Below are 21,875 nucleotides of genomic sequence, written 5' to 3' on the forward strand. Positions count from 1 at the left end.
ATGAAGCCCATCGATCCGAGGCTCATCCGTCGGATCGGCCCGGCCCGCCGTTACATCCTCGTGACGGCGGGTCTGGGCTTTCTGACGGCGCTGCTGATCCTTGCCCAGGCGCTGCTCATCGCGCGCCTGCTCGCGCCCGTCCTCTCCCCCACCGATCTCGCCGAGGACGGCCTGCACTGGTGGGGCCGCCTCATGCCGGAAGGCACACGGACGCTCGCGACCGGGCTCAGCTTGCTGGCGCTCGTGGTGCTCTCGCGCACCGCGGTGGCGTGGCTCCAGGAGCGGCTCGCCCACCGGGCCGGCGTGCGCGTCATCTCGCAGCTGCGCGAGATGGTCGTCGACCACGTCGCCTCGCGCGGGCCCCGCTGGGACTCGGGCGGTCGCACGGCACAGGTCGCGACGCTCGTCACGCGCGGGCTCGACGACCTGCTGCCCTACTTCGTGCGCTACCTCCCCCAGCTCGCGCTCGCGCTCACCGTGACGCCCGTGATGCTCGTGGTGCTGCTGGGCCTCGATTGGCTCTCGGCCGTGATCGCCGCCGCCACCCTGCCGCTCGTGCCGATGTTCATGATCCTGGTCGGTCTGGTGACGCAGGAGCGCTCGGCACGTCACCTCGAGGCGATGCAGCGGCTCGGCGCCCGCACGCTCGACCTCATCGAGGGCCTGCCCACGCTCAAGGCGCTCGGGCGCGAGCGCGGCCCCGCCACGCGCGTCCGGGAGCTGGGCGAGGCGCAGCGTCGCGCCACCATGGGCTCGCTGAGGGTCGCGTTCCTCTCCGGCATGGTCCTCGAGCTGCTCACCACGCTCGCGGTCGCGATCATCGCGGTCACCATGGGCTTCCGGCTCATCGCGGGCGGCATCGGCATCGAGACCGCGCTCGCGGTGCTGGTGCTCGCGCCCGAGGTCTACCTGCCCCTGCGCAACGTCGGCATGCACTTCCACGCGTCCGCGGACGGCCTCGCGGCCGCCGACGCCGCCTTCGCGCTGCTCGACGAGGACGCCGATGCCCCGGCGCGTGCCTCCCTCGGCGTCGCGCCCGACCCCCGTGGGAAGGTGCTTGACGTGGCCGGGCTCGCCGTCGCGACCCCCGACGGCTCGCGTCGCGCGCCCGCGGACCTCTCCTTCACGGCCGCGCCGGGCCGGATCACCGCGCTGCGGGGCCCGAACGGCGAGGGCAAGTCCACCGCTCTGCTCGCCCTTACGGGGCTGCTGACGCCCTCCGCCGGCACCGTGGCCGTCGGGGGCACGCCCGTCGTCACGGACGCCGCGGCCGTCGACGAGGCCTCGTGGCTCGCTCACGTCGCGTGGGTGCCCCAGCGCCCGGACCTCGGGCCCGCGGGGCGCACGCTGTCGCTGGGTCAGCGTCAGCGCACCGCGCTGGCACGCGCATTCGACTCGGACCGCGCGCTCGTCCTTCTCGACGAGCCGACCTCGCACCTCGACCGCGCGTCGCGCGCGGACGTCATCGCACGGATGCGCGCGCTCGCCGACGCGGGCGCGACGGTCGTGGTCGCCACGCACGAGGCCGAGGTGCTCGACGCCGCCGACGCCGTCGTCGAGGTCACCGCCGCGAGGACGGGGCCCGCCGCATGAGCGCGCGCGAGCTCACCGACATGGCGGCGCTGCGCGCGGCGATCCGCGACACGGGCGTGACCCGCTGGGCCATTGCGCGCGCTGTGCTCGCGGGGACGCTGGCGCTCGGCTCGGCCGTCGGGCTCGCGGCGGTGTCCGCGTGGCTCATCGCCAAGGCCGCGCAGATGCCCTCCCCCGCGGACGTCGCGCTCGCGGCGACCGTGGTGCGCCTCTTCGGCATCTCACGGGGCCTGTTCCGCTACCTCGAGCGGCTCGCGAGCCACGACGCGGCGCTGCGCGGCGTGGTGACGTTGCGGGAACGCACGTACGAACGGCTCGCCGGCTCGGGCGCACGCGTGGTCCTCGGCCTGCGCCGGGGCGACATCGTGGCGCGCATGGGCGCGGACCTCGACGCCATCGGCGACGCCGTGGTGCGGGCCCTCATCCCCCTGGCGGTCGCGGGCACGGTCTCCGCGATCTCGGTCGCGATCGTCGCGGTGATCATGCCCGTCGCGGGCGTGATCCTCGCGCTCTGCGTGGTGCTCGCGGGCGCCGTCCCCGCGGTGCTCACCGCGCGGTCCGCGCGGATCGCGGCGGTCGAGGGCACGCGTGCGCGCGCCGAGGTGAGCGCCGCGGCGCTGTCCGCGATGGACGGCGCGACCGAGCACCGCGTGTGGGGCACGCTCGGCGAGGCATCGGGGGCGCTGCGCACCGCCGATGCCGAGGCCGAGCACGCGCACGAGCTCGCCTCGCGTCCCGCGGCGTGGGCCGCCGGTGCGCAGACCTTCTTCACGGGCGTCGCGCTCGTCGCGCTGCTCGCGCTCGGGGTGCTCGCCGCGGACGCGGGAGACCTCGACGGGCCGTTCGCCGCCGTCGTCGCGCTGCTGCCGCTCGCGGCCTTCGAGGCGGTGGGCGCCGTCCCGCCCGCGGTCCAGCAGTACTTCCGCTCCGCCGCCGCCGCGCGCCGCCTCGCCGAGCTCACCGAGGTCGAGGACCGGACGGATGCCGGGCCGGCCCCGGCGCCCCGCGCATCGTCGCTCGAGCTGGACCACCTGAGCGTCGCCTGGCCCGGCATGGAGCCGACCCGGCCCGTGAGCGCCTCGGTCGCGCCGGGCGGCGTGCTGGCCGTGGTGGGGCGCTCGGGCGTGGGCAAGACGACGCTGCTGGCGACGCTCGCGGGAGCGCTGCCGCCGGCGGCGGGCCACGCGACCGTGGGAGGCGCCCCCTCCTCCCCCGCGCTCACGGGCACCACGGTCGCCATGACGGCGGAGGACGCCCACGTCTTCGGCACCACGGTGCTCGAGAACCTGCGCGTCGCTCGCGGAGACGTCGACGAGGCTCAGGCGTGGGACGTCCTCGCCCTCGTGGGGCTCGATCCCTGGGTGCGGGGCCTGCCGTCAGGGCTCCACACCGAGCTCGGCGCGGGCGGGCGCACCGTCTCGGGCGGCGAGCGACGCCGCCTCCTGCTCGCGCGCACCGCGCTGACGAGCGCGCCCGTGGTGCTCATCGATGAGCCCGCGGAGCATCTGGACGACGCGGGCGCGGACGCGTTGCGCGCGATGGTGACACGGATGCGCGGCGAGGGCCGTACGGTTGTCCTCGTCACCCATGACCTCTCGCTCCTCGACCTTGCGGATTCGGTGGTGACCCTCGATGACTGACCCGTCCCCCCCGAAGGAGTCCCGCTTGTCGGACGCCATGACCGACGCGATCGTGTCGCTCAACCTCGAGCTCGACCTCGATCACACGCTCGACATGCTGCTCACCGCGCTCGTCGACCAGACCGGCGCGAAGTTCGCGGCGATCAACGTGCTCGATGACGAGGGCATCAGCGTCGACTTCCACTACAAGGGCATGCCCGAGGGTGTGTGGGAGCACATCAGGCGCGCCCCGAACGCCGTGGGCGTGCTCGGACAGATCCCCGACGAGGGCACGCTGGTGCTCGCGGACCTCACGCAGCACCCCGCGTTCCAGGGCATGCCCAAGCACCACCCGCCGATGGGGTCCTTCCTGGGGACCGCGCTCCGGGTGCGCGGCAGCGTCTTCGGCTACCTCTACCTCGCGAGCAAGCCGGGCGAGTTCACGCCCGAGGACGAGGCCGCCGTCGAGGCTCTCGCGGCCGCCGCGTCCGTCGCGATCGACAACGCAGTGCTGTACGAGAAGGCTCTTGCGCGCGAGCGGTGGCTGACGGCCTCGCAGGACATCACCACGGCGCTGCTCGCGGACCCGGGCGACGAGGAGGTCTTCGAGACCATCGTCCAGTCCGCGAAAGACCTCGCCGGGGCGGTCAACGTCGCGCTCGTGCTGCCCGGCGTCGATGAGAACTGGACCATGGAGATCACCGCGGGCCCGCGCTCTCTCGAGCTGCTGGGCCTCGAGCTGCCGGCGCAGGGGCGCGCGATCGAGGCGATCCGCTCGGGCGAGGGCGTCATCGCGACGGAGCCTCCGGGGTCGATCGTGCTCGAGGCCGTCCAGGAGTTCGGTCCCACGATGTACGCGCCGCTGTCCGCCGAGCACAAGCCCGTGGGCCTGCTCATGCTGTGGCGCGACCGAGGCATGCCGTCGTTCACGTTCGAGGACCTCGAGATCGCGCAGCGCTTCGCGACGCAGGCCGCCATGGCGTTGTCCGTCGCGGAGCTGTCGCACGTGAAGAACATGACGACTCTCCTCGAGGAGCGCCAGCGCCTCGCGGACGACCTCCACGACTTCGTGTCGCAGGAGCTCTTCGCGACCGCGATGCAGATCGAGTCGATCGCCGCGGACTCCGAGCCGCGGCTCTCCGCGCGCCTGCTGCGCACGCTCGATCACGTCAAGCGCGCGCAGCGCGAGGTCCGCGGCGTCATGAGCTCCCTGGCCGGGCACCGCACGTCCGAGCCCATCTCCGAGCGCATCCGGCGCGAGATCGTCATGGGCACGGACTCGCTCGGCTTCGCCCCGCGCGTCCAGGTCGACTGGGCGCAGCTGTCCCACGCCATCGCGGGCGATCCGTCGCTCTCGGACGACGTGGTCGCGGTGGTACGCGAGCTGCTCTCGAACGTCGCACGGCACTCCGAGGCGTCCGAGGTCTACATGGCGATCTCGGGCGCGGACGGGCGCGTCGCCGTCACCGTCTCAGACGACGGCATCGGTCCCGGCGGCGCGACCAACCGCCACTCGGGCACGTCGAACCTGGCCAACCGCGCGCTGCGCCGCAACGGCACCTTCACGCTCGCTCCCTCGCGACCGGGAGCGGTCCGCCCCGGCACGGTCGCCGAGTGGAACGTCGAGGCCGCGGGCCGCTAGCCGCGGAACGAGTGCGCGCGCTTGGCGGTCGCCCACGCGACCACCTGCGTGCGACGCTGCAGGCCCATCTTCGCGAGGACGCTCGTGACGTGGTTCTTCACGGTCTTCTCGGCGATGCCGAGCTTCTCCGCGATCTCGCGGTTCGCGAGCCCGGCGCCGACCAGGTCGAGCACACGACGCTCCATCGGGGTGAGGCGCGCGACCACATCGTCCTCGTGGACCGAGATGTGCTGGCCGTGCTCGCGGCCCGAGGCCGCGTCGCGCACGGCCTTGAGGACCTCGTGCGAGTCGGCGGTCTTGGCGAGGAACACGTCGGCGCCCGCGTTGCGCGCGGCGGCGCGTGCCTCGTCGTCGTCGTAGGAGGTCAGCACCACGATGTGGGTCTCGGGCAGCTTCGCGCGCACGTGGTTGATGACGTCGAGCCCCGTCCCGTCGGGGAGGCGGAGGTCGGAGAGGATCACCTGCGGACGCACGGCCTCGGCACGGCGCACGGCCTGCGCCACAGTCGAGGCCTCGGCGACGACGGCGATGCCGTCGGCGCGCTCGAGGATGTCGCAGATTCCGCGTCGGACGACCTCGTGGTCGTCGAGCACCAGCACCGTGATGTCAGACATAGGGGAAATGATACTGCGGTCCTAGGACCCGGGACCTGCGCGACGCGCTGACCAACGGCGCTGGCAGCGCGCGCACCAGTGCGTGGACCTGCCGCCGATGGTCGCCCGGCGGATCAGGGACCCGCACCTCGAGCACTGCTCGCCCGCACGCCCGTAGGCCTCGAGCGAACGTGAGAAGTAGCCCGACTCGCCGTTCACGTTGACGTAGAGCGCATCGAAGCTGGTGCCGCCCTGGGCGAGCGCGCGGCCCATGACCTCCCGGGCCGCCGCGAGGACCGCGCGGGACTGTGACGCGGTGACCGCGTGAGCGGGACGCTCGGGATGGACGCGCGCGAGCCACAACGCCTCGTCCGCGTAGATGTTGCCGATGCCGCTCACCGCCGTCTGATCGAGCAGCACCTGCTTGATCCCCCGCGAGCCCCGTCGGAGAGCGCGGATGGCTGACCGCTCGTCCAGTTCGGGGTCGAGCGCGTCACGACCGATGTGCGCGACGGACGCCGGCAGCAGCGGGAGCGGCGTGCCCTCTCCCCCGGGCCCGCCGTCGGGCGTCGGCACCAGCGCCTCGACATGGAGGTAGCCGAACGTGCGCTGGTCGAGGAAGTCGAGCACGAGCGCCGGCGACGAGAGCATGAGCCGGGCGCGGCAGTGCCGGTGCGGGTCCGGCGTGTCGGTATGGACGCGGAACTGGCCCGACATCCCCAGGTGCGCCGACAGCGCGAGGACGGGCGCATCGTCCGCGGGTTCGGGTGCGAGCTCGCACCACAGGAACTTGCCGCGCCGCACGATGCGCGACAGCGTGAGGCCCGTGACCTCGGCGGTGAACTCGGCGGGGCCGCCCGGGAGCAGGCGCACGCACGAGTCGCGGTAGATCTCGACGGCTTCGATGCGCGTCCCGGCGACGAGCGCGTCGAGGCCTCGGCGGACCACCTCGACCTCGGGCAGCTCGGGCAACGCGATCCTTGGACGCCGACGGCGTCAGTCGACCGTGGTGATGGCGGCGTACGCCTCGGCGGCCGCGTCCTGCTCGGCGTGCTTCTTGGCGGTGCCGGTGCCGGAGCCCTTCGGCTCGCCGGCGATGAGGACGGTGGCGGTGAAGCGGCGCGCGTGGTCCGGTCCCTCACCGGTGACGGCGTAGACGGGGCTGCCGAGGCCGCGCTCGGCGCAGGCCTCCTGCAGGGAGGTCTTCCAGTCGAGAGCCACGCCGGACGTGGCGGCGGCCTCGAGGCTCGGCCCCAGGAGGCGCAGGATCGCCTCGCGGGTGACGTCGATGCCGTGCGAGAGGTAGATCGCGCCGAGGATCGCCTCGAAGGCGTCGCACAGGATCGAGTCCTTGTCGTTCCCGCCGGTGGCGCGCTCGCCCTTGCCCAGCAGGATGCACGGGCCCAGGCCGATCTCGCGGGCCACGACGGCGAGGGCACGCTGCGAGACGCATGCGGCCCGCATCTTCGCGAGCTCGCCCTCGGGCAGGTCGGGGTGGGCGTGGTAGAGGCGGTCCGTCACGACCACCCCGAGGACGGAGTCGCCCAGGAACTCCAGACGCTCGTTCGTCGGGAGGCCGCCGGCCTCGTACGCGAACGAGCGGTGGGTGAGCGCGAGCACCAGCAGGTCGGGGTCCACGAGGACACCCAACCTGCTGATCAGGGCGTCAGCTGACTGCTGCCCTGGAATGCTCATACGCTCGCGTCACGCCACCGCGCGCGGGCTCAGCCCGCGTGCTCGGTGCGCAGCGCCTCGACGTACTGGCGCCCGTTGTAGGCACCGCACGACGGGCACGCGGTGTGCTGCAGCTTGTCGGCCTTGCACTGGGGGCACGTCGAAAGGTCGGCAGCGGTCGTCTTCCACTGCGAGCGACGTGCACGCGTGTTGCTGCGCGACATCTTGCGCTTCGGAACAGCCACGGCTAACTCTCTTTCTCGTCGGTAAAGCTCTGGAGTGCGGCCCACCTCGGGTCCAGCACCTCGTGCGCGTGATCGGGATCATCCGCGAGCCGCGCGCCACACTGGTCGCACAGCCCCGGGCAAGCCGGGTCACACAGCGGTGTGAACGGGAGGCTTGTCACCACCGCGTCCCTCACCACCTGCTCGAGCTCGAGGTTCTCACCGTCGAACTCGAACACGTCCTCTGAAGCCTCGTCCTCGCCCGCGGTGCGCGAGTCGGGGTGCTCGAACAGTCCCTGGACCGGCGCCGCAATCTCTTGCCGCACCTCGTCCAGGCATCGTCCGCACTCCCCGATCGCCGTCCCGTGGACGGTTCCGGAGACCCAGATGCCCTCCTGCACGGATTCGAGGCTCAGCCCGAGCCTCACCTCCGCACCTTCGGGCACTCCGATCAGATCGGTGCCGAGGACCGCGGGGGCCGGGAAGCCTTCGGAGACGATGCGCTGCGCGCCTGGGCGCCGCACGATGTCTCGAACAGAGAAGGTGTACGGCGAGGCGGCAGGGCGTGAAGTGTGAGCCACACGCGCCTCCTGGTCGTTCCGGTCCGCGGGGACCTCGGCCCGCGCCTGTCGGCAGGGCCAGCCCACAACTGTACGCGATGCGGGCGGATTCGGCCAACCCGGGTGGGCGGCCGAGGCACCATCCTCCCATGCGCGGGCGACCCGGCGGGACGGCGAGCCCAGCCGAGCGGCCCCGCTACTGGCGCGAGAGCGCCTCGGTGACCGCGTCGACCACGCCGTCGGGCACGTAGCGGCCGATGGCGCCGCCGTGGCGCGCGACGTCCCTCACCAGGGACGATGCGACGTGGCTCAGCGCATTGTCGCCCGTGATGAAGACGGTCTCGATGCCCGTGAGCGAGCGGTTCATGAGCGCCATGGGGCGCTCGTAGTCGTAGTCCGCGCCGCCGCGCAGCCCCTTGACGATGACCCCGGCGCCGATGTCCTTGCAGAAGTCGACGAGCAGCCCGTCGACCGGCGTCACCTCGACGCCGTCGATCGGCTGCACCGCACGCCGGGCCAGCTCGACGCGCGTGTCGAGGTCGAGCAGCGGCGTCTTGGTCGAGTTGTGGGCGACGGCGATGACGACCCTGGAGAACATCGAGCGCGCACGCGTGGCGATGTCGACGTGGCCCCACGTCACCGGGTCGAACGTGCCGGGGAAGACTGCGGTGGTCATGCCTCGACGCTACCGCCCTCGCGGACCGCCTCCAACCGTTCCGCGTAGTGGATCGCGGTCTCGCCGTAGGCCTTCGACCGCACCCCCTCGAGGCCCTCCGGCCACGGCGGATCGCCGGCCCGGGAGGCCCACTCGAGCACCACGACCCCGCCGTCGGCGAGCCGCGCCTCGACGCCCTCGAGGACCGCCGCGAGGTCCTCGCGGACGATGTCGTAGGGAGGGTCGAGCAGTATCACGTCGTACGGCTCCCCGGGGCGCGACAGGAACGGCCGCACGCGCTCCTTCACCACGGTCGCGGACCCGGCGGCCCCGAGGTCGCGCACGTTGCCGCGCAGCACGGACACGGCCTTCGCATCCGCCTCGACGAGCGTGGCCGATGCGGCGCCGCGGCTCAGCGCCTCGAGCCCGAGCGCGCCGGAGCCCGCGAACAGGTCGAGCACGCGCGCCCCGCGCAGGTGGTCCTGGTGGTCGAGCCGGCTGAACACCGCCTCGCGCACGCGGTCCGTGGTCGGGCGTGTGCCGCGCGGCGGCACGGCGAGCCTGCGACCGCCCCAACGGCCGGCGATGATCCTGGTCACCGCACCAGCCTACGGGGCCGGTCGGACCTCACGGCTCGATGCGACGCAGCACCTCGAGGCACGCACGGGCGTTGTGATACGGGCACTTCCACGGCCCCATCTTGAGGTCGCCCGTGCCGCCCGCGAGCGGACGGTTGCTCGCGTCGAGCCTCGCGTGCCACTCGCCGTGAGCGCGGTCCACCACATGCTGCTCGATGAAGTCCCACGCACGGATCGCCGCGCGGCGGTCCTCGGCGCGGCCGCCCAGCTGGAAGGCGTTGAGCCACCCCACCACGCCCTCGGCCTGCGGCCACCAGTGGCGATCCCGATCGGTGGGCCCGTCCGCCGTGCCGGCGTACAGCACGGCGCCGTCGCCGTCGACGCCGTGGAGGCGCACCGCCTCCGCGAGCGCGAGGGAGGCCTCGCGCGTGCGCCACTCGAGGTCCGCATCGTCCACGCCGTGGGCCGTGAGCGCCTCCCACGCGTCCCACAGCAGCCACGAGGTCTCGATGTCGTGCCCGTAGGAGACGCCATCGGAGCAGCGGTCCCAGGCCTCGTCGAAGTACAGAGCGCAGTGGGCGAAGGGCGCCTCGACCACGATGCAGTCGAGGGTGGTGCGCAGCAGCGTCTCGAGCGCCTCGCGCGCCGCGAGATCCGCGGACGCGCGGAGCAGCTCGGTGAGCGCCTCGAGCACGTGGAGGTTGGTGTTCATCGACTTGGGCACGTCGGGGTCGAGCTCGGACAGCGCGGTGCGGTCGGTGGGCGTCCAGTCGCGCGCACGGGCCTCGACGTAGCCGCCGTACTCGCGATCGCGCGCCTCGGAGTCGAGCGTGCCGGCGAGCCACAGCGCGCGCTCGAGGGCGTCCTCGTCACCGGTGACGCGCGCCCAGCAGGCGAGCGCGTAGACGGTGAAGGCCTGCGCGTAGATCTGCTTGCGGTCGTCGATCACCGCGCCCTGCGCGTCGATCGACCAGAAGACGCCGCCCGCCTGCGGGTCCCACATCGGGCCGGTGAGCTGCGCCAGCGCGCGCCTAGCCGTCGCGAGGTGACGCTCGCGGTCCGCGGGGACCGCCTCGGCCGCTGCGGAGAAGGTCCAGAGGATGCGTGCCGCGAGCACGGCATGGCGCGGCAGGTCGTCGAGGTAGTCCAGATCGTCGCTCACCCCGCCGCGCAGGGAGCCGTCCTCCGCGAAGGCGTGCGCCTCCCAGAACGGCAGGATCCCTTGCGACAGCTCGCGCGACGCGAGGTCGCGCAGGGCGGACAGCTGACGATCGGCGCTGATGGCTTCCGTCATACGCAGAACTGTAAGCGCTCTCACGCGGGACCTCGGACACCGTGTGACGGAGGCCTCATCCTCTTCCGCGGGCGCGTCTGAGGGCGCCGCTAGGCTGACGTCAGTCGAGGGACCAGGAGGTTTGTGCGTGGACGCGAGGAAGCAGCTGGCACGGGTGCCGCTCTGGGGATGGGTCGCGGCCGGCGTGCTGGTCGCGGTCATCGTCACGGCCGCGGTGGCGAGCGCGACGGGCGGCGACGATGAGCCGCCGGCCGCCGAGGCCTCCCCCGCCACGAGCGCATCGACGGTGGCGACGGCGACCAGAGAGGCCCCGGCGCCCACCGCCTCGGCCTGTTCCGCAACGGCCACCGTCACCGGCTCGTGGGAAGGCGGCTTCCAGAGCGACGTCACCGTCACCGCCGAGGCGCCGATCATGGGGTGGACCGTCACGCTCGAGCTCGCCGAAGCGACCGTCACCGGCTCGTGGAGCTCGACGCTCGCGATCGGGTCCACGGGCGGCGTCACGGTCGGCCCCGTCGACTACAACACCGAGCTCGCCGAGGGCGCGAGCACCGTCTTCGGCTTCACCGCCGACGGCGAGGCGCCCGAGTCGATCACCGTGACCTGTCAGGCCGAGGGCTCCGGCGCGGCCGCGCCCGCCGCATCGTCCACCCCGGACGATGCGCCCGCGGGGGACGTCCCGGCCGCGAGGGGCGGCGACGGCGACGACTGGCTGCGCGCCGACAGCGCGAGCATCGTCGACCTCGACGGCAACCCGGTGTGGCTCACCGGCGCGAACTGGTTCGGCTTCAACACCGCGGAGCGCGTGCTGCACGGCCTGTGGACCGCGGACATGGAGGCGGTGCTGGACCAGGTCGCGCAGCGCGGCATCAACGTGCTCCGCGTGCCGATCTCGACCGAGCTGCTGCTCGAGTGGAAGGACGGCCAGGCGGAGATCTCGGGGAGCGTCAACCAGGCCGGGCCGCAGGCGGGCCTGGACACGCTCGAGGTCTTCGACGCGTTCCTCGCGGGATGCAAGGAGCGCGGGGTCAAGGTGATCCTCGACGTGCACTCCGCGCTCGCCGACAACTCGGGCCACCTCGCCCCGGTGTGGTTCGCGGGCGGTGTCACCGCGGAGGACTTCGTCGCGGGCTGGGAGTGGGTCGCCAAGCGCTACCGCGACGACGACACGATCCTCGCCTTCGACCTCGAGAACGAGCCTCACGGGCTGCCGAGCGAGAGCCCTCGCGCCACCTGGGGCGGGGGTGACGCCGCGACCGACTGGCAGGCCGTGTCGCAGGATCTCGCCCTGAGGATCCTCGCGATCCACCCGGATGTGCTCGTCATGGTGGAGGGCATCGAGGCCTATCCCAAGGCCGGGGCCTCGTGGTCCTCGACGAACGCCGCGGACTACGACATCACGTGGTGGGGCGGCAACCTCCGGGGCGTCGCCGATGCGCCGGTCGACCTCGGCTCCTTCCAGGACCGGCTGGTGTACTCCCCCCATGAGTACGGGCCGCTCGTCTACGAGCAGCCGTGGTTCACGTCCTCCTTCTCCAAGGCGAGCCTCGAGCGCGACGTCTGGGAGCCCAACTGGCTGTACCTCGACTCCGAGGGCATCGCGCCGCTGCTCATCGGCGAGTGGGGCGGGCGCCTGGGTCAGGACGAGCGCCAGGACCGCTGGATGGCCGCGGTGCGCGACCTCATCGTCGAGCGCCGCCTGGCGCACACCTTCTGGTGCGTCAACCCCAACTCGGGAGACACGGGCGGGCTGCTGCTCGACGACTGGGCGACGTGGGACGAGGAGAAGTACGCGCTGCTCGAGCCGGCGCTGTGGCAGGACGACGACGGGCGGTTCGTCTCGCTCGACCACCAGGTGCCGCTCCCGGGTGGGATCACCGTGACCGAGTTCTACGCGGACGGCGGGAGCCTGTAGCCCCAGCGCGTCCCCTCCTGGAAAGGGGCATCCACGGTCGCCTTCCGGCCGACGATGCGCGCCATGGGGCGCCCGTGGTCGTCACCGCGCGAAGGGCGCGAGGATCGCGCGCAGAAGCACGGTCGCCGCCGCTCTGCCCTCCGCTGACGACGCGGAGCCCGCGCGCGACATCGCGCCGCCCGACCCGGTGAGGCATCCGCATGCCAGCGACGCTCGGCGGTCACGAGCGGGTGAGGAAGTCCTCGCGCTCCGGGTCGAGCAGCTCCGCGATCGCGACCGCGAGCTCGGGGTGTCCCGACAGCGCCGGGTCCGCCTCGACCAGGGCCGTCGCCTCCTCGCGCGCCTCCTCGATGACCCTCGCGTCGCGCACCACCCGCAGCAGCCGGAGGGAGTTGCGCCCGCCCGACTGCGCCGCGCCCAGCACATCGCCCTCGCGCCGCAGCTCGAGGTCCTTCTCGGCGAGCTCGAAGCCGTCGGTGGTGGCCGCGAGCGCGGACAGCCGCTCGTGCGCGAGGGTCCCCTGCTCGGAGTGCGAGACCAGCAGGCAGATGCTCGCCTTGTCGCCGCGGCCCACGCGCCCGCGCAGCTGGTGGAGCTGCGAGATCCCGAAGTGCTGCGCGTCGAGGATCACCATCGCCGTGGCCTCGGGGACGTCGACGCCGACCTCGATCACGGTGGTCGCCACGAGCACCGGCGCCTCACCGGAGGCGAAGCGCGCCATCGCGGCGTCCTTCTCCTCCGGGGCGAGCCGGCCGTGCATGACCGAGACGCCGACGCCCGCGAGCGCATCCGTGGCACGCAGCTGCTCCGCGACCTCCATGACGGCCGCGAGCGGCGGGCGCTCGGCGCCGGAGCCCTCGCCCGCATCGTCCGCCTCGAGGGCGTCCAGGGGCACGTCCTCGGCCTCCTCCTCGCTGTCGCCGTCGATACGGGGGCAGACCACGTAGGCCCGCCCGCCACGATCGACCTCCTCGCGCACGCGCGCCCAGACGCGGTCGATCCACGCCGCGTTGCCCGCCGGGACCAGGTGCGTCACGGTCTCCTGCCGGCCCGCCGGGCGGTCGCTGAGCACCGAGGTCTCGAGGTCCCCGAACACGGTCATCGCGACGGTGCGCGGGATCGGGGTCGCCGTCATCACGAGCGTGTGCGGGACCCGCTCGCCGCGCGAGCGCAGCGCGTCGCGCTGCTCGACCCCGAACCGGTGCTGCTCGTCGACCACCACGAGGCCCAGGTCCGCGAACTGGACCGTCTCGCTCAGGAGCGCATGGGTCCCGACCACGATGCCCGCGGCCCCCGAGGCCGCCTCCGCAAGCGCCGCTCGCCGCTCGCGCGAGCCCTGCGAGCCCGTGAGCAGCACCACGCGCGTCGCATCGTCCGCCGCGGTGAGCATCCCGCCGTGGGCGAGCGGTCCCATAAGCGCGCGCAGCGAGCGCGCGTGCTGAGCCGCCAGCACCTCGGTGGGCGCGAGCAGCGCCGCCTGCCCTCCCGCGTCGACCACCTGGAGCATCGCGCGCAGCGCGACCACCGTCTTGCCGGCGCCCACATCGCCCTGGAGCAGGCGGAGCATCGGGGTGTCGCGCGCGAGGTCGGACGCGACGGCCTCGCCCACCGCGACCTGACCCGCCGTGAGCGCGTACGGCAGCCGGGCGTCGAGCGCGGCCACCAGGCCGCCGTCGCGTGCAGGGCGCGGCGTGGCCGACAGCGCCTCATGGTCCGCGCGGCGCCTGGCGAGCGCGGTCTGCAGGACCAGCGCCTCCTCGAAGCGCAGCCGCTCGCGCCCACGAGCGAAGTCCGCCTCGGTGTCGGGGACGTGGACGAGCCGCAACGCCTCGAGGAGCGTCGGCAATCCGCGACGCTCCCGCAGCTCCACCGGCAGCGGGTCAGGCACGTCCGCCTCGGTGAGCGGGTCGAGCACCGCGCGCACCGCGCGGCCGATGCGCCACGTGGGCACGCTCGCGACGGCCGGATAGATCGGGATGGGGCGGGAGGCCTCGGCCAGGGCGGCGTCCTCGTCGGCGGCGTCGACCCCGACCAGGACGTAGTCGGGATGGGTGAGCTGACGGCGTCCGCGGTAGTCGCCGACCGTGCCGGTGAACAGGCCGCGACGTCCCGCGCGGAGCTTGTCCTCGTGCATGCGCAGCACCCCGGCGCGCTTGGCGAAGAACGTGAGCTGGAGGCTGTCGCGCCCGTCGGTGACGATCGCCTCGAGCATGGCCCCGCCGCGCGAGCGCATCTGCCGCACGGTCGTCGTCCGGACCTGCGCCATGACCGTGACGTGCTCGCCGACCCGCAGCTCGGCGAGGGGGGTCATCTCGCCCGGCGCGCCGTAGCGACGCGGGTAGTGGCGCAGCAGGTCTCCCGTGGTGGCCAGCCCGAGCTTCTCGAGCGAGCCCGCGGTGCGCGCGCCGAGGACCTTCGCGAGCGGCTCGGCCAGCCGTCCGGGCTCGCTCCCAGTCACGCGGGCGCCCGCTCGACGCCGATGAGGATGGGCGGCCACTCCTGGCCGCCGCGATAGACCGCGACCTCCGCTCCGGGTGAGCGTGCCTCGACGGACGCACGGGCCTCGTCGCCCACCGCGGGGTCGATGCCGCGCGCGAGCACGAGCGTCACCACCTCGGTGTCGGGGCCGATGAGGCCGTCCAGGTCCTCGTCGAGAGCATCGCCGGTGCTCTCCCCCACCGTCGTTGTCGCGACGGCCGCGCGCATGAGCTGTTCGACGTCCTCGCCCGGCGTCGCGAGCGCCGAGGCGGCGACGCCTGCGATCACGTGCGCCTCGTGGCTCGTGTCGACGATCACCAGGTCGGGCTTGCCTCGCTTGTCGGCGAGCTCGTGGGCGGCGCCGAGCAGCGCACCGTCACCCGCGATGACGATGGCCTCCGCGCCCGAGGCATCGCGGACCGCGCGCTTGAGGTCGCGCTTGCGAAGCGCGCCCGGATCGGGGACCACGAGCACCACGGCGCCGGCGTCGGCGAGCGGCTCCGCCAGCCCGGGGCAGGTGGTGAGCGCGACCACGCCGGTCGCGGCACGGTCCTGCACCACACTCATCGCGATCGACCGCACCACGATCTGGTGCGCTTCGACGCTCTCGGCGATCGCGACCGCGTCCGCGGGGTGGTCGGTGTGGACGTGGGCGTGCAGCAGGCCCATGCCGGCGGTCACGGTGGTGGAGTCGCCGACCTCCCCCAGCCTCGTCACCAGGCCGGCGCGCGAGTCCTCGTCGCGATCGGCCACGAACATCACCTCGTAGGCGCCGCCGTGCGCCTCACCGTGGCCCGGGTGACCCGGCTGCACCACCTGGTGACGATGCCCCGGGATCCCCCACGCGACCTCGGGATGATGGGCGAGGGCATCGGCTCCCGCGATGGTCTCGGCGAGCATCTCGAGCTGGAGCACCAGCGCGGCCGCCCCGGCGTCCACCACGCCCGCGGCCCGCGCGCTCGGGAGCTGCTCGGTGGTGAGACGCAGCCCCTCGCGTGCGCCGTCGACGGCGGCCACGATGGCGTCCTCGCGGGTGCCCGCGCGCGCCGCGACGGCGGTCGACGCTCGCGCGGCCGCGCGAGCGACGGTCAGGATGGTGCCCTCGACGGGAGTGCCGACGGCGGCGTATGCGGCCTCCGACGCGCGCGAGAGGGCGTCGGCGATCCCGGCGGCGTCGATGGACTCGAGACCGCCCTTCGCGTCGACCACCCGCAGCAGCGCCGACAGGTACTGGCTCACGATCACGCCCGAGTTCCCGCGGGCACCGAGCAACGCGCCGCGGGCGAAGGCCGCGGCCACGTCACGATGCGAGGCGTCGGCGGGGAGACGCGCGATCGCCCGGTTGCCCTCCTGGAGGGTGAGGTACACGTTGGTGCCGGTGTCGGCATCGGCGACCGGGAAGACGTTGATGGCGTCGAGGGTGCCGCGCGAACGGCGCACGGCGTCCAAGCCGGACCCGAGCCAGCGGCGCAGGGCATGCGCTTCGCTCACGGGTCACCTCCGACTGTCGAGCCGCGTGGGGTCGCCGCTCGCGTACTATCGTGGCACGGCCCACCGACGCCGCGGACATCCCTCCCGGTACACGCCGCGCTAGTCGTCGGGTTTGCCGCAATCCCGGTTCTTCGGTTAACCTATTGCGGTTGCCCGAGCACCCGGGCCCCCAAGCTTTGCCGGTCGAATCGTCGACCTGCGCCAGAAACTAGGAGAACTATCGTGGCTGCCACCTGCGACGTCTGCGCCAAGGGACCGTCCTTCGGTCACAGCATCTCGCACTCGCACCGCCGCACCAAGCGTCGCTGGAACCCGAACATCCAGCGCGTGCGTGCCGTGGTCGCGGGTACCCCCAAGCGACTCAACGTGTGCACCTCGTGCCTCAAGGCCGGCAAGGTCCAGCGCGCCATCTGATGGATCCGCGCCTTGGCGCGGTTCGGCGCGGCTGACAGCCGACCTCATCCCGAGACGGACGTCCTCTCCTCCGAGGACGTCCGTTTTCGTATGCCCGGACGGCCGCGCAGGGCGCACACGTCGGCGCCCCACTCAGCCCCCGAAGTGGTCCCAGCCCAGCGTGCCGGGCACCTCGCCGTCGACGCGCACGCCCGCGAACGCGTCGGTGGTCTCCCCCACCACGGTCCAGCCGGCAGGCACGGCCGACTCCCGGGGGAAGACCGCGAGCATGTGATGGTCCTCGCCGCCGGTGAGCGCCCACGGCCGCGGGTCGACCTGGAGCTCGATCGCGGCGAAGCGGGCGCCCTCGTGGAGGGGCACGTCCTCGGCTCGGATGTCGATACCGACGTCCGAGCGGCGGGCGATGCGCGATGCGTCCCGCAGCAGACCGTCGGAGATGTCCATGAGCGCGGTCGCGCCATGCAGCGCGGCCTCGAGCCCGGCGCCGATGCGGGGGCGCGGGCGGAGGAACAGCCCGATCGACTCCTCGTCGATCCGGCGCCCCTCGGTCAGCTGGACGTAGCCGGCGGCGGCCGCGCCGAGCGGTGACGAGACCGCGACGACCTGACCGGGGAGCGCATCGTCCCTGGTGATCGGCTCGGTGCCGTGGGTCTCGCCCAGCACCGTGACGCACACGGAGACCTCGCTGGCCCCCGACAGGTCACCGCCGACCACGCCGACGCCATGCGGCTCGCACGCCTCCCGAAGGCCGTCGGCGAAGCGCATCACCCAGTCGGCCTCGAGCGATGCGGGCGCCGCGAGCGTGATCTGCAGCGCGGTCGGCACCGCGCCCATCGCGTCGATGTCGGCGAGGTTCTGCATCGCCGCGCGCCAGCCCACGTCCTCGGGCGTCGACCAGTCCATGCGGAAGTGGCGCCCCTCGACGAGGATGTCCGACGACACCACGAGGTCGCCGTCGACCGCGACCACCGCCGCATCGTCACCCGGGCCGAGGATCTCGGCGTCGGACACGGGCAGCCGCGGGGCGAAGGCCGCGATGAGCGCGTCCTCCCCCATCTCGCCGATCGTCGTCATGGCGTCAAGCGTAGGGCGGGACGATGCAGGACCTCGCCAGGCGCGGGACGCCCGGCCGGGCGGGGACCCGGCGGGGCATCGGGCGCGTCACGCGACCTGCACCACGAGCTTGCCGGCGACGTGCTGCGCCTCGAGCCGCGCGAACGCCTCCGCGGTGCGCTCCAACGGATACGTCGCGGCGATGACGGGGCGCACCCGCCCGGCCTCGATCCAGGCTGCGACCCGACCGAGGTTCTCGGTCGACGGCTCGGTCCCGACCACCGCCACGCGGCGCCGCGCGAACGGGCCGGACAGCTTCGCGCGGAAGATGGCCCACGCGGGACCCAGCACCGGCCCGCCACCGAGCCCTCCGGCGGCGAGGTAGACGCCGTCGCGGGCGAGGATGCGCCGCAGTCGGGGCACCGACGTGGTGCCCACCGTGTCGTACACGACGTCGAATACCTCGCCGCACTCGCGCACGTCCTCCCGCGTGTAGTCGATCACCCGGTCCGCGCCGAGCAACGACACCATCGCGGCGTTGGCGCCCGAGCACACCGCCACGACCCGGCTGGCACCGAGGACGCGGGCGATCTGCACCGCCATGTGACCCACCCCTCCCGAGGCGCCGATCACCAGGACGCGCTTGCCCTCGCACCCTCCGCCGTCCTCGAGACCGCCGAGCGCCGTGATCGCGGCGATCGGCACCGCGGCCGCCTCCGCGTCGGTGGCGCCGCCGGGCGTGCGCGCGATCTTCGACGACTCGGCCACCGCGAAGTCGGCGCAGCCGCCGAAGCCGAGGAAGCCGAACACGCGGTCGCCGACGGCGAAGCCCTCGACGCCCGGACCGACCGCGTCGACCTCGCCCGCCGCATCGGCGCCGACCACGCGCGTGCCCGGCGACCGCAGGCCGAAGCTGAACCGCGCGAGCCACGGGTCGCCGCGGTAGATGTGCCAGTCCCACGGGTTGAGCCCGGCCGCCGTCACCCGGATGCGCACCTGGCCTTCGCCGGGTTCGGGGATGGGGATCTCGCGCAGCTCGTGCGTCTCGGGTCCTGCGTACGTGGAGTAGGTCACCGCCTTCATGGCACGACCACCACCTTTCCATTCGGGGCCGCTGGAGCGGCGACGGAGGTGTCGGGCCTGATCCCGACGATGAGGAGGTAGGCGATGATCCAGAGCTCGCCCGCCGTCGCCGGGAACGTGAGGCCCTCGACCAGCGCCGCCGGGGCGTCGGCCCACCCGTAGCCGACGAAAGCCGACGCGACGTACCCGACGCCGCCGACCGTGAGCAGCCAGCCCAGGATCGCGGGCATGCGGCCGGTCGTGAGGACCGCCCAGCCCATCGGGATGAGCCACAGCCCGAAGAACACCGCGCCGACGCCCCAGGCGTGGTCGCTGATCTCGTACAGGAGCTGGACCGTGCCGGCCGCGTCCCCGGCAGGGGCCAGGGCAGGGTCCGCGGCGACCGCGTTCGCCGTCGCCATCGCGGCGGCAGAGGTCATGATCGCGGCCGAGTTGAGCAGGCCGTAGGCGGCGATCGATGCGCCTGCCACGGGCGCCTCACGGCGCCACAGGGCCAGGAACCCGATCGCGGCGAGCGCCTGCGTCAGCACGATGCCCAGCTCGAGCACCACCAGCGCGTGCGCTGCGCCGGCGTCGTCGGTCAGGTGGGCGAGGGTGGTCGCCGGGTCGTCGGCGACGATCTCGGGACGCAGCCACAGGAACCCGATCATGCCGGTGACGGCGAGACCGAGGTAGGCGGCGCCCGTGAGGCGGGCGGTGCGGATGAGGGACATGGTGGGTCTCCATCGTCGAGAAGGCGCGCTCAGGCGTCCGCGTCGCACCTGGTGCGCGCGGGGAGGGTCTCCACGAGGGCTAGGCGGCCTCGTCGGGGTACTGGAAGACCGCGTCGAGCGGGACCTCGAGGGCCCGCGCGATCTGGAAGGCCATCTCGAGCGAGGGCGAGTAGCGGCCCTGCTCGATGGCGATGACCGTCTGGCGGGTGACGCCGATGCGCGCCGCCAGATCGGCCTGGGTCATCTCTCCGTGCGCGAACCGCAGCGCGCGGATCGCGTTGGTGACCTTGGTGGACCGTCCCATCAGAGCCCGGTCCGGTAGGCGTGGATGCGGCTGCCCGCCGCGATGACGCCGGCGAGCAGCCCGGCGAGGAACAGGGTGTTGGCCGGCCAGAACCGGTCGACGTCGAGCATGAGCAGGATGGTCGCGACGAAGCCGCCGAGCGAGGACATCGTGTACGCGCGTGCGTTCCCGAAGCGCTCGATCAGCTTGTCGCGCTCGTCGCCGTCCTCGAAGTCGGGCTTCTCCCCCGCGACCTCCGCCTTGATGCCGGTGGCGATCGCGGACGCGATGACGCCGAGGATGATGAACACGATGAGCGAGCCCCAGGCCCACAGCATCGGCGTGACCCACGAGACCTCCTCGAGAGGACGGTCGGCGGCCTGCGTGAGGATGACGGTGAAGTAGACGAGGCCGACGAGCGGGAACACGACGAGCGTGGCCCACACGGTGCGTTCGGTCATGGTCATGGCATCCCCCCGGATGTCAAAGGTTCTTGACACCTCGAAGGTAAGCCTGGCTTGACACGGTGTCAAGAGTTCTTGACATTGTTCGTGACAGGATCAGGCGTGGGCCGTCGCGAGCCACGCGCCCCGGCGCGTGACGCGAAGGTACGAGAACCCGAGGAATACCCCGCGCGCGACGTTGAACAGCAGGAACGCGCGCCAGAGGTCGTCGTTGCGGGGGTCCCCGACCCACGCGATTCCCGCGAGGAGCGTCGGCACGAAGACCAGCGCGGCGGAGGCGGCCATGGTGGTGACCATCGAGCGCGTCCTCCCCGAGCCGAGGAAGACGCCGTCGAACAGGTACGCGAGCGACGACGCGAGCGGGAGCCACACGACCCAGCCGATGTATGCGTCCGCGGCCTCGGTCACCGAGGGGATCGACGTGAGCACCGCGATGAAGGGCCCCGACGCGACCAGGTACAGGAGCGTGAAGACCGCGCCGATCGCCACGGCGGGCAACGCCGACGCGACCACCGCGCGGTGGAAGGCCGGCACGTCGCGGCGGCCGATCTCGCGCGACACCATCGCCTCGGCGGCGTGCGCGTACCCGTCCTGGCCGTAGCTCGACAGCAGCATGAGCTGCATGAGGATCGCGTTGGCGGCCAGGATGTCGGGCCCCAGCCGCGCACCGTACGCCGTCACGAAGGTCAGCACCGAGTACAGGATCGCGGTGCGCACGAAGAGGTCGCCGTTCATCGCCGCGAGGCGCCGCCACCCGCTCCGCAGCCCACGTCCGCGCCAGCGCCGCACGGCCGCTCGCACGGGGGCGGAGACGGCCCTCCACCACAGCACGACCGCGAGCGCGAGCCCGAGCCACTCCGCGATCACCGTCGCCGCGGCCGCCCCCGCGGAACCCCATCCGAGGCCGCCGACGAACGCGATGTCGAGCACCAGGTTGACGACGTTGACGGTCGCGACGATCGCCAGGGGCCGCCGCGTGTCACCCGAGCCGACGAACCACCCCGAGACCACCAGCGTGAGCAGCGCGGCGGGCACGGACGCCATCCGGATCCAGGCGTACTGGATCGCGAGGTCGCGCACGTCGCCCGCGGGCGCGAGGACGGCCATGATCGCGGGGATCGCGACCCATTGCGCCAGGACGGCACCTCCGCCGATCGCGAGCGCGAGGATCGCGGCACGCTGCGCATGGGCGACCGCCGCATCGTCCTGGCCGGCGCCGAGCGCACGGCCCACGAGCGAGGTGGTCCCCGTGCGCAGGAACCCGACGAGCCACATGACCGCGCTCAGGACGGTCGAGCCGAGCGCCACCGCGCCGATGTGCGTCGCGTCCGAGAAGTGCCCCAGCATGGCGGTGTCGACGAGCCCGACGAGGGGCACCGTGACGTTGCCGACGATCGCCGGCCACGCGAGCGCGAAGGCGCGCCGATGCGGCAACGGGCGGAGCGCGATCACCAGGTGACGGTACACCGATGCGCGCCGCGCGAGCTCCGCGCGTCAAGTCCTGGCCAAATCCCCTGTACGTGGGCATGATCCGAGCGGTAACCTGCCT

The 21,875-nt window shown here is 73.2% G+C and carries 21 protein-coding genes; 5 read left to right on the forward strand and 16 right to left on the reverse strand.

The window, feature by feature from the left end; translation table 11 throughout:
• The 3 genes from AOM06_RS06670 to AOM06_RS06680 are packed head-to-tail and all read left to right on the forward strand — an operon-like array spanning position 1 to position 4,854.
• Positions 1-1,593 carry an ABC transporter ATP-binding protein/permease gene (locus AOM06_RS06670; protein ID WP_062303968.1) on the forward strand — a complete coding sequence of 531 codons (1,593 nt, stop codon included), beginning with the start codon at positions 1-3 and terminating at the stop codon, positions 1,591-1,593.
• The gene (gene cydC, locus AOM06_RS06675) at positions 1,590-3,233 is read left to right on the forward strand and encodes a thiol reductant ABC exporter subunit CydC (protein ID WP_228372882.1); all 1,644 of its coding nucleotides are present in this window, start codon (positions 1,590-1,592) and stop codon (positions 3,231-3,233) included. Before AOM06_RS06670 ends, cydC begins: the two co-directional genes overlap by 4 nt.
• Before the next feature lie 25 nt (positions 3,234-3,258).
• Positions 3,259-4,854, forward strand: coding sequence for a GAF domain-containing sensor histidine kinase (locus AOM06_RS06680; RefSeq protein ID WP_169747730.1), 1,596 nt, complete (start codon positions 3,259-3,261; stop codon positions 4,852-4,854).
• Here the strand turns inward: AOM06_RS06680 and AOM06_RS06685 are convergent.
• The 8 genes from AOM06_RS06685 to AOM06_RS06720 form a co-directional block, all read right to left on the reverse strand.
• Positions 4,851-5,468, reverse strand: a complete 618-nt coding sequence (locus AOM06_RS06685) for a response regulator (protein WP_062299823.1) — start codon at positions 5,466-5,468, stop codon at positions 4,851-4,853. The genes AOM06_RS06680 and AOM06_RS06685 overlap by 4 nt on opposite strands.
• Positions 5,469-5,489: 21 nt before the next feature.
• Positions 5,490-6,419, reverse strand: coding sequence for a bifunctional DNA-formamidopyrimidine glycosylase/DNA-(apurinic or apyrimidinic site) lyase (gene mutM, locus AOM06_RS06690; RefSeq protein WP_062303970.1), 930 nt, complete (start codon positions 6,417-6,419; stop codon positions 5,490-5,492).
• A gap of 24 nt (positions 6,420-6,443) precedes the next feature.
• A complete protein-coding gene (gene rnc, locus AOM06_RS06695; protein WP_062303971.1) occupies positions 6,444-7,142 on the reverse strand; it encodes a ribonuclease III in 699 nt (232 codons plus the stop codon).
• A gap of 29 nt (positions 7,143-7,171) precedes the next feature.
• A complete protein-coding gene (gene rpmF, locus AOM06_RS06700) occupies positions 7,172-7,366 on the reverse strand; it encodes a 50S ribosomal protein L32 (protein ID WP_062288819.1) in 195 nt (64 codons plus the stop codon).
• 2 nt (positions 7,367-7,368) lie between these two features.
• Complete coding sequence (locus tag AOM06_RS06705) at positions 7,369-7,926, reverse strand: YceD family protein (RefSeq protein WP_062303972.1); 558 nt, start codon at positions 7,924-7,926, stop codon at positions 7,369-7,371.
• 175 nt (positions 7,927-8,101) lie between these two features.
• On the reverse strand, positions 8,102-8,581 hold the full coding sequence (gene coaD / locus AOM06_RS06710) for a pantetheine-phosphate adenylyltransferase (RefSeq protein ID WP_062303973.1): 480 nt from the start codon (positions 8,579-8,581) through the stop codon (positions 8,102-8,104).
• A complete protein-coding gene (gene rsmD, locus AOM06_RS06715) occupies positions 8,578-9,159 on the reverse strand; it encodes a 16S rRNA (guanine(966)-N(2))-methyltransferase RsmD (RefSeq protein WP_062303974.1) in 582 nt (193 codons plus the stop codon). The genes coaD and rsmD overlap by 4 nt, the downstream gene beginning before the upstream one ends.
• A gap of 28 nt (positions 9,160-9,187) precedes the next feature.
• A complete protein-coding gene (locus tag AOM06_RS06720) occupies positions 9,188-10,432 on the reverse strand; it encodes an AGE family epimerase/isomerase (protein ID WP_062303975.1) in 1,245 nt (414 codons plus the stop codon).
• 127 nt (positions 10,433-10,559) lie between these two features.
• Here AOM06_RS06720 and AOM06_RS06725 point away from each other — a divergent pair, with 127 nt between their 5' ends.
• The gene (locus tag AOM06_RS06725; RefSeq protein ID WP_062303976.1) at positions 10,560-12,347 is read left to right on the forward strand and encodes a cellulase family glycosylhydrolase; all 1,788 of its coding nucleotides are present in this window, start codon (positions 10,560-10,562) and stop codon (positions 12,345-12,347) included.
• Positions 12,348-12,567: 220 nt separating this feature from the next.
• Here the strand turns inward: AOM06_RS06725 and AOM06_RS06730 are convergent, their stop codons facing one another.
• Both AOM06_RS06730 and AOM06_RS06735 read right to left on the reverse strand, forming a co-directional pair.
• Positions 12,568-14,805, reverse strand: a complete 2,238-nt coding sequence (locus AOM06_RS06730; RefSeq protein WP_062303977.1) for an ATP-dependent DNA helicase RecG — start codon at positions 14,803-14,805, stop codon at positions 12,568-12,570.
• The gene (locus AOM06_RS06735; protein ID WP_062303978.1) at positions 14,802-16,316 is read right to left on the reverse strand and encodes a DAK2 domain-containing protein; all 1,515 of its coding nucleotides are present in this window, start codon (positions 16,314-16,316) and stop codon (positions 14,802-14,804) included. The genes AOM06_RS06730 and AOM06_RS06735 overlap by 4 nt, the downstream gene beginning before the upstream one ends.
• Positions 16,317-16,538: 222 nt before the next feature.
• On the opposite strand from AOM06_RS06735, the gene rpmB reads away from it, so the two are divergent.
• Positions 16,539-16,730, forward strand: a complete 192-nt coding sequence (rpmB, locus tag AOM06_RS06740) for a 50S ribosomal protein L28 (protein ID WP_042216526.1) — start codon at positions 16,539-16,541, stop codon at positions 16,728-16,730.
• A 132-nt stretch (positions 16,731-16,862) separates the two neighbouring features.
• Here rpmB and AOM06_RS06745 read toward each other — a convergent pair whose 3' ends face one another.
• The 6 genes from AOM06_RS06745 to AOM06_RS06770 form a co-directional block, all read right to left on the reverse strand.
• Positions 16,863-17,804, reverse strand: a complete 942-nt coding sequence (locus AOM06_RS06745; protein ID WP_062303979.1) for a thiamine-phosphate kinase — start codon at positions 17,802-17,804, stop codon at positions 16,863-16,865.
• Positions 17,805-17,891: 87 nt separating this feature from the next.
• Positions 17,892-18,866 (reverse strand): NAD(P)-dependent alcohol dehydrogenase, encoded by a 975-nt coding sequence (locus AOM06_RS06750; RefSeq protein WP_062303980.1) that lies wholly within the window; start codon positions 18,864-18,866, stop codon positions 17,892-17,894.
• The gene (locus tag AOM06_RS06755; RefSeq protein WP_062303981.1) at positions 18,863-19,579 is read right to left on the reverse strand and encodes a DUF4386 domain-containing protein; all 717 of its coding nucleotides are present in this window, start codon (positions 19,577-19,579) and stop codon (positions 18,863-18,865) included. The genes AOM06_RS06750 and AOM06_RS06755 overlap by 4 nt, the downstream gene beginning before the upstream one ends.
• Before the next feature lie 79 nt (positions 19,580-19,658).
• Positions 19,659-19,883, reverse strand: a complete 225-nt coding sequence (locus AOM06_RS06760; protein ID WP_062303982.1) for a helix-turn-helix transcriptional regulator — start codon at positions 19,881-19,883, stop codon at positions 19,659-19,661.
• Positions 19,883-20,329, reverse strand: a complete 447-nt coding sequence (locus tag AOM06_RS06765; RefSeq protein ID WP_062303983.1) for a hypothetical protein — start codon at positions 20,327-20,329, stop codon at positions 19,883-19,885. Before AOM06_RS06765 ends, AOM06_RS06760 begins: the two co-directional genes overlap by 1 nt.
• A gap of 93 nt (positions 20,330-20,422) precedes the next feature.
• Positions 20,423-21,778, reverse strand: coding sequence for an MATE family efflux transporter (locus tag AOM06_RS06770; RefSeq protein WP_169747732.1), 1,356 nt, complete (start codon positions 21,776-21,778; stop codon positions 20,423-20,425).
• Between the last annotated feature and the right edge of the window lie 97 nt (positions 21,779-21,875).

Origin of the sequence: Demequina subtropica (assembly GCF_000971235.1) — a bacterium.
GTDB classification, from domain to species: Bacteria; Actinomycetota; Actinomycetes; order Actinomycetales; family Demequinaceae; genus Demequina; species Demequina subtropica.

Bases quoted from the DNA above. Each gene is read 5' to 3' on its own strand.
- AOM06_RS06765 (WP_062303983.1), bottom strand. From the start codon at position 20,329: ATGACCATGACCGAACGCACCGTGTGGGCCACGCTCGTCGTGTTCCCG.
- AOM06_RS06760 (WP_062303982.1), bottom strand. From the start codon at position 19,883: ATGGGACGGTCCACCAAGGTCACCAACGCGATCCGCGCGCTGCGGTTC.
- coaD (WP_062303973.1), bottom strand. From the start codon at position 8,581: ATGACCACCGCAGTCTTCCCCGGCACGTTCGACCCGGTGACGTGGGGC.
- AOM06_RS06755 (WP_062303981.1), bottom strand. From the start codon at position 19,579: ATGTCCCTCATCCGCACCGCCCGCCTCACGGGCGCCGCCTACCTCGGT.
- AOM06_RS06670 (WP_062303968.1), top strand. From the start codon at position 1: ATGAAGCCCATCGATCCGAGGCTCATCCGTCGGATCGGCCCGGCCCGC.
- AOM06_RS06745 (WP_062303979.1), bottom strand. From the start codon at position 17,804: ATGACGACGATCGGCGAGATGGGGGAGGACGCGCTCATCGCGGCCTTC.
- rnc (WP_062303971.1), bottom strand. From the start codon at position 7,142: ATGAGCATTCCAGGGCAGCAGTCAGCTGACGCCCTGATCAGCAGGTTG.
- AOM06_RS06750 (WP_062303980.1), bottom strand. From the start codon at position 18,866: ATGAAGGCGGTGACCTACTCCACGTACGCAGGACCCGAGACGCACGAG.
- AOM06_RS06720 (WP_062303975.1), bottom strand. From the start codon at position 10,432: ATGACGGAAGCCATCAGCGCCGATCGTCAGCTGTCCGCCCTGCGCGAC.
- cydC (WP_228372882.1), top strand. From the start codon at position 1,590: ATGAGCGCGCGCGAGCTCACCGACATGGCGGCGCTGCGCGCGGCGATC.
- AOM06_RS06685 (WP_062299823.1), bottom strand. From the start codon at position 5,468: ATGTCTGACATCACGGTGCTGGTGCTCGACGACCACGAGGTCGTCCGA.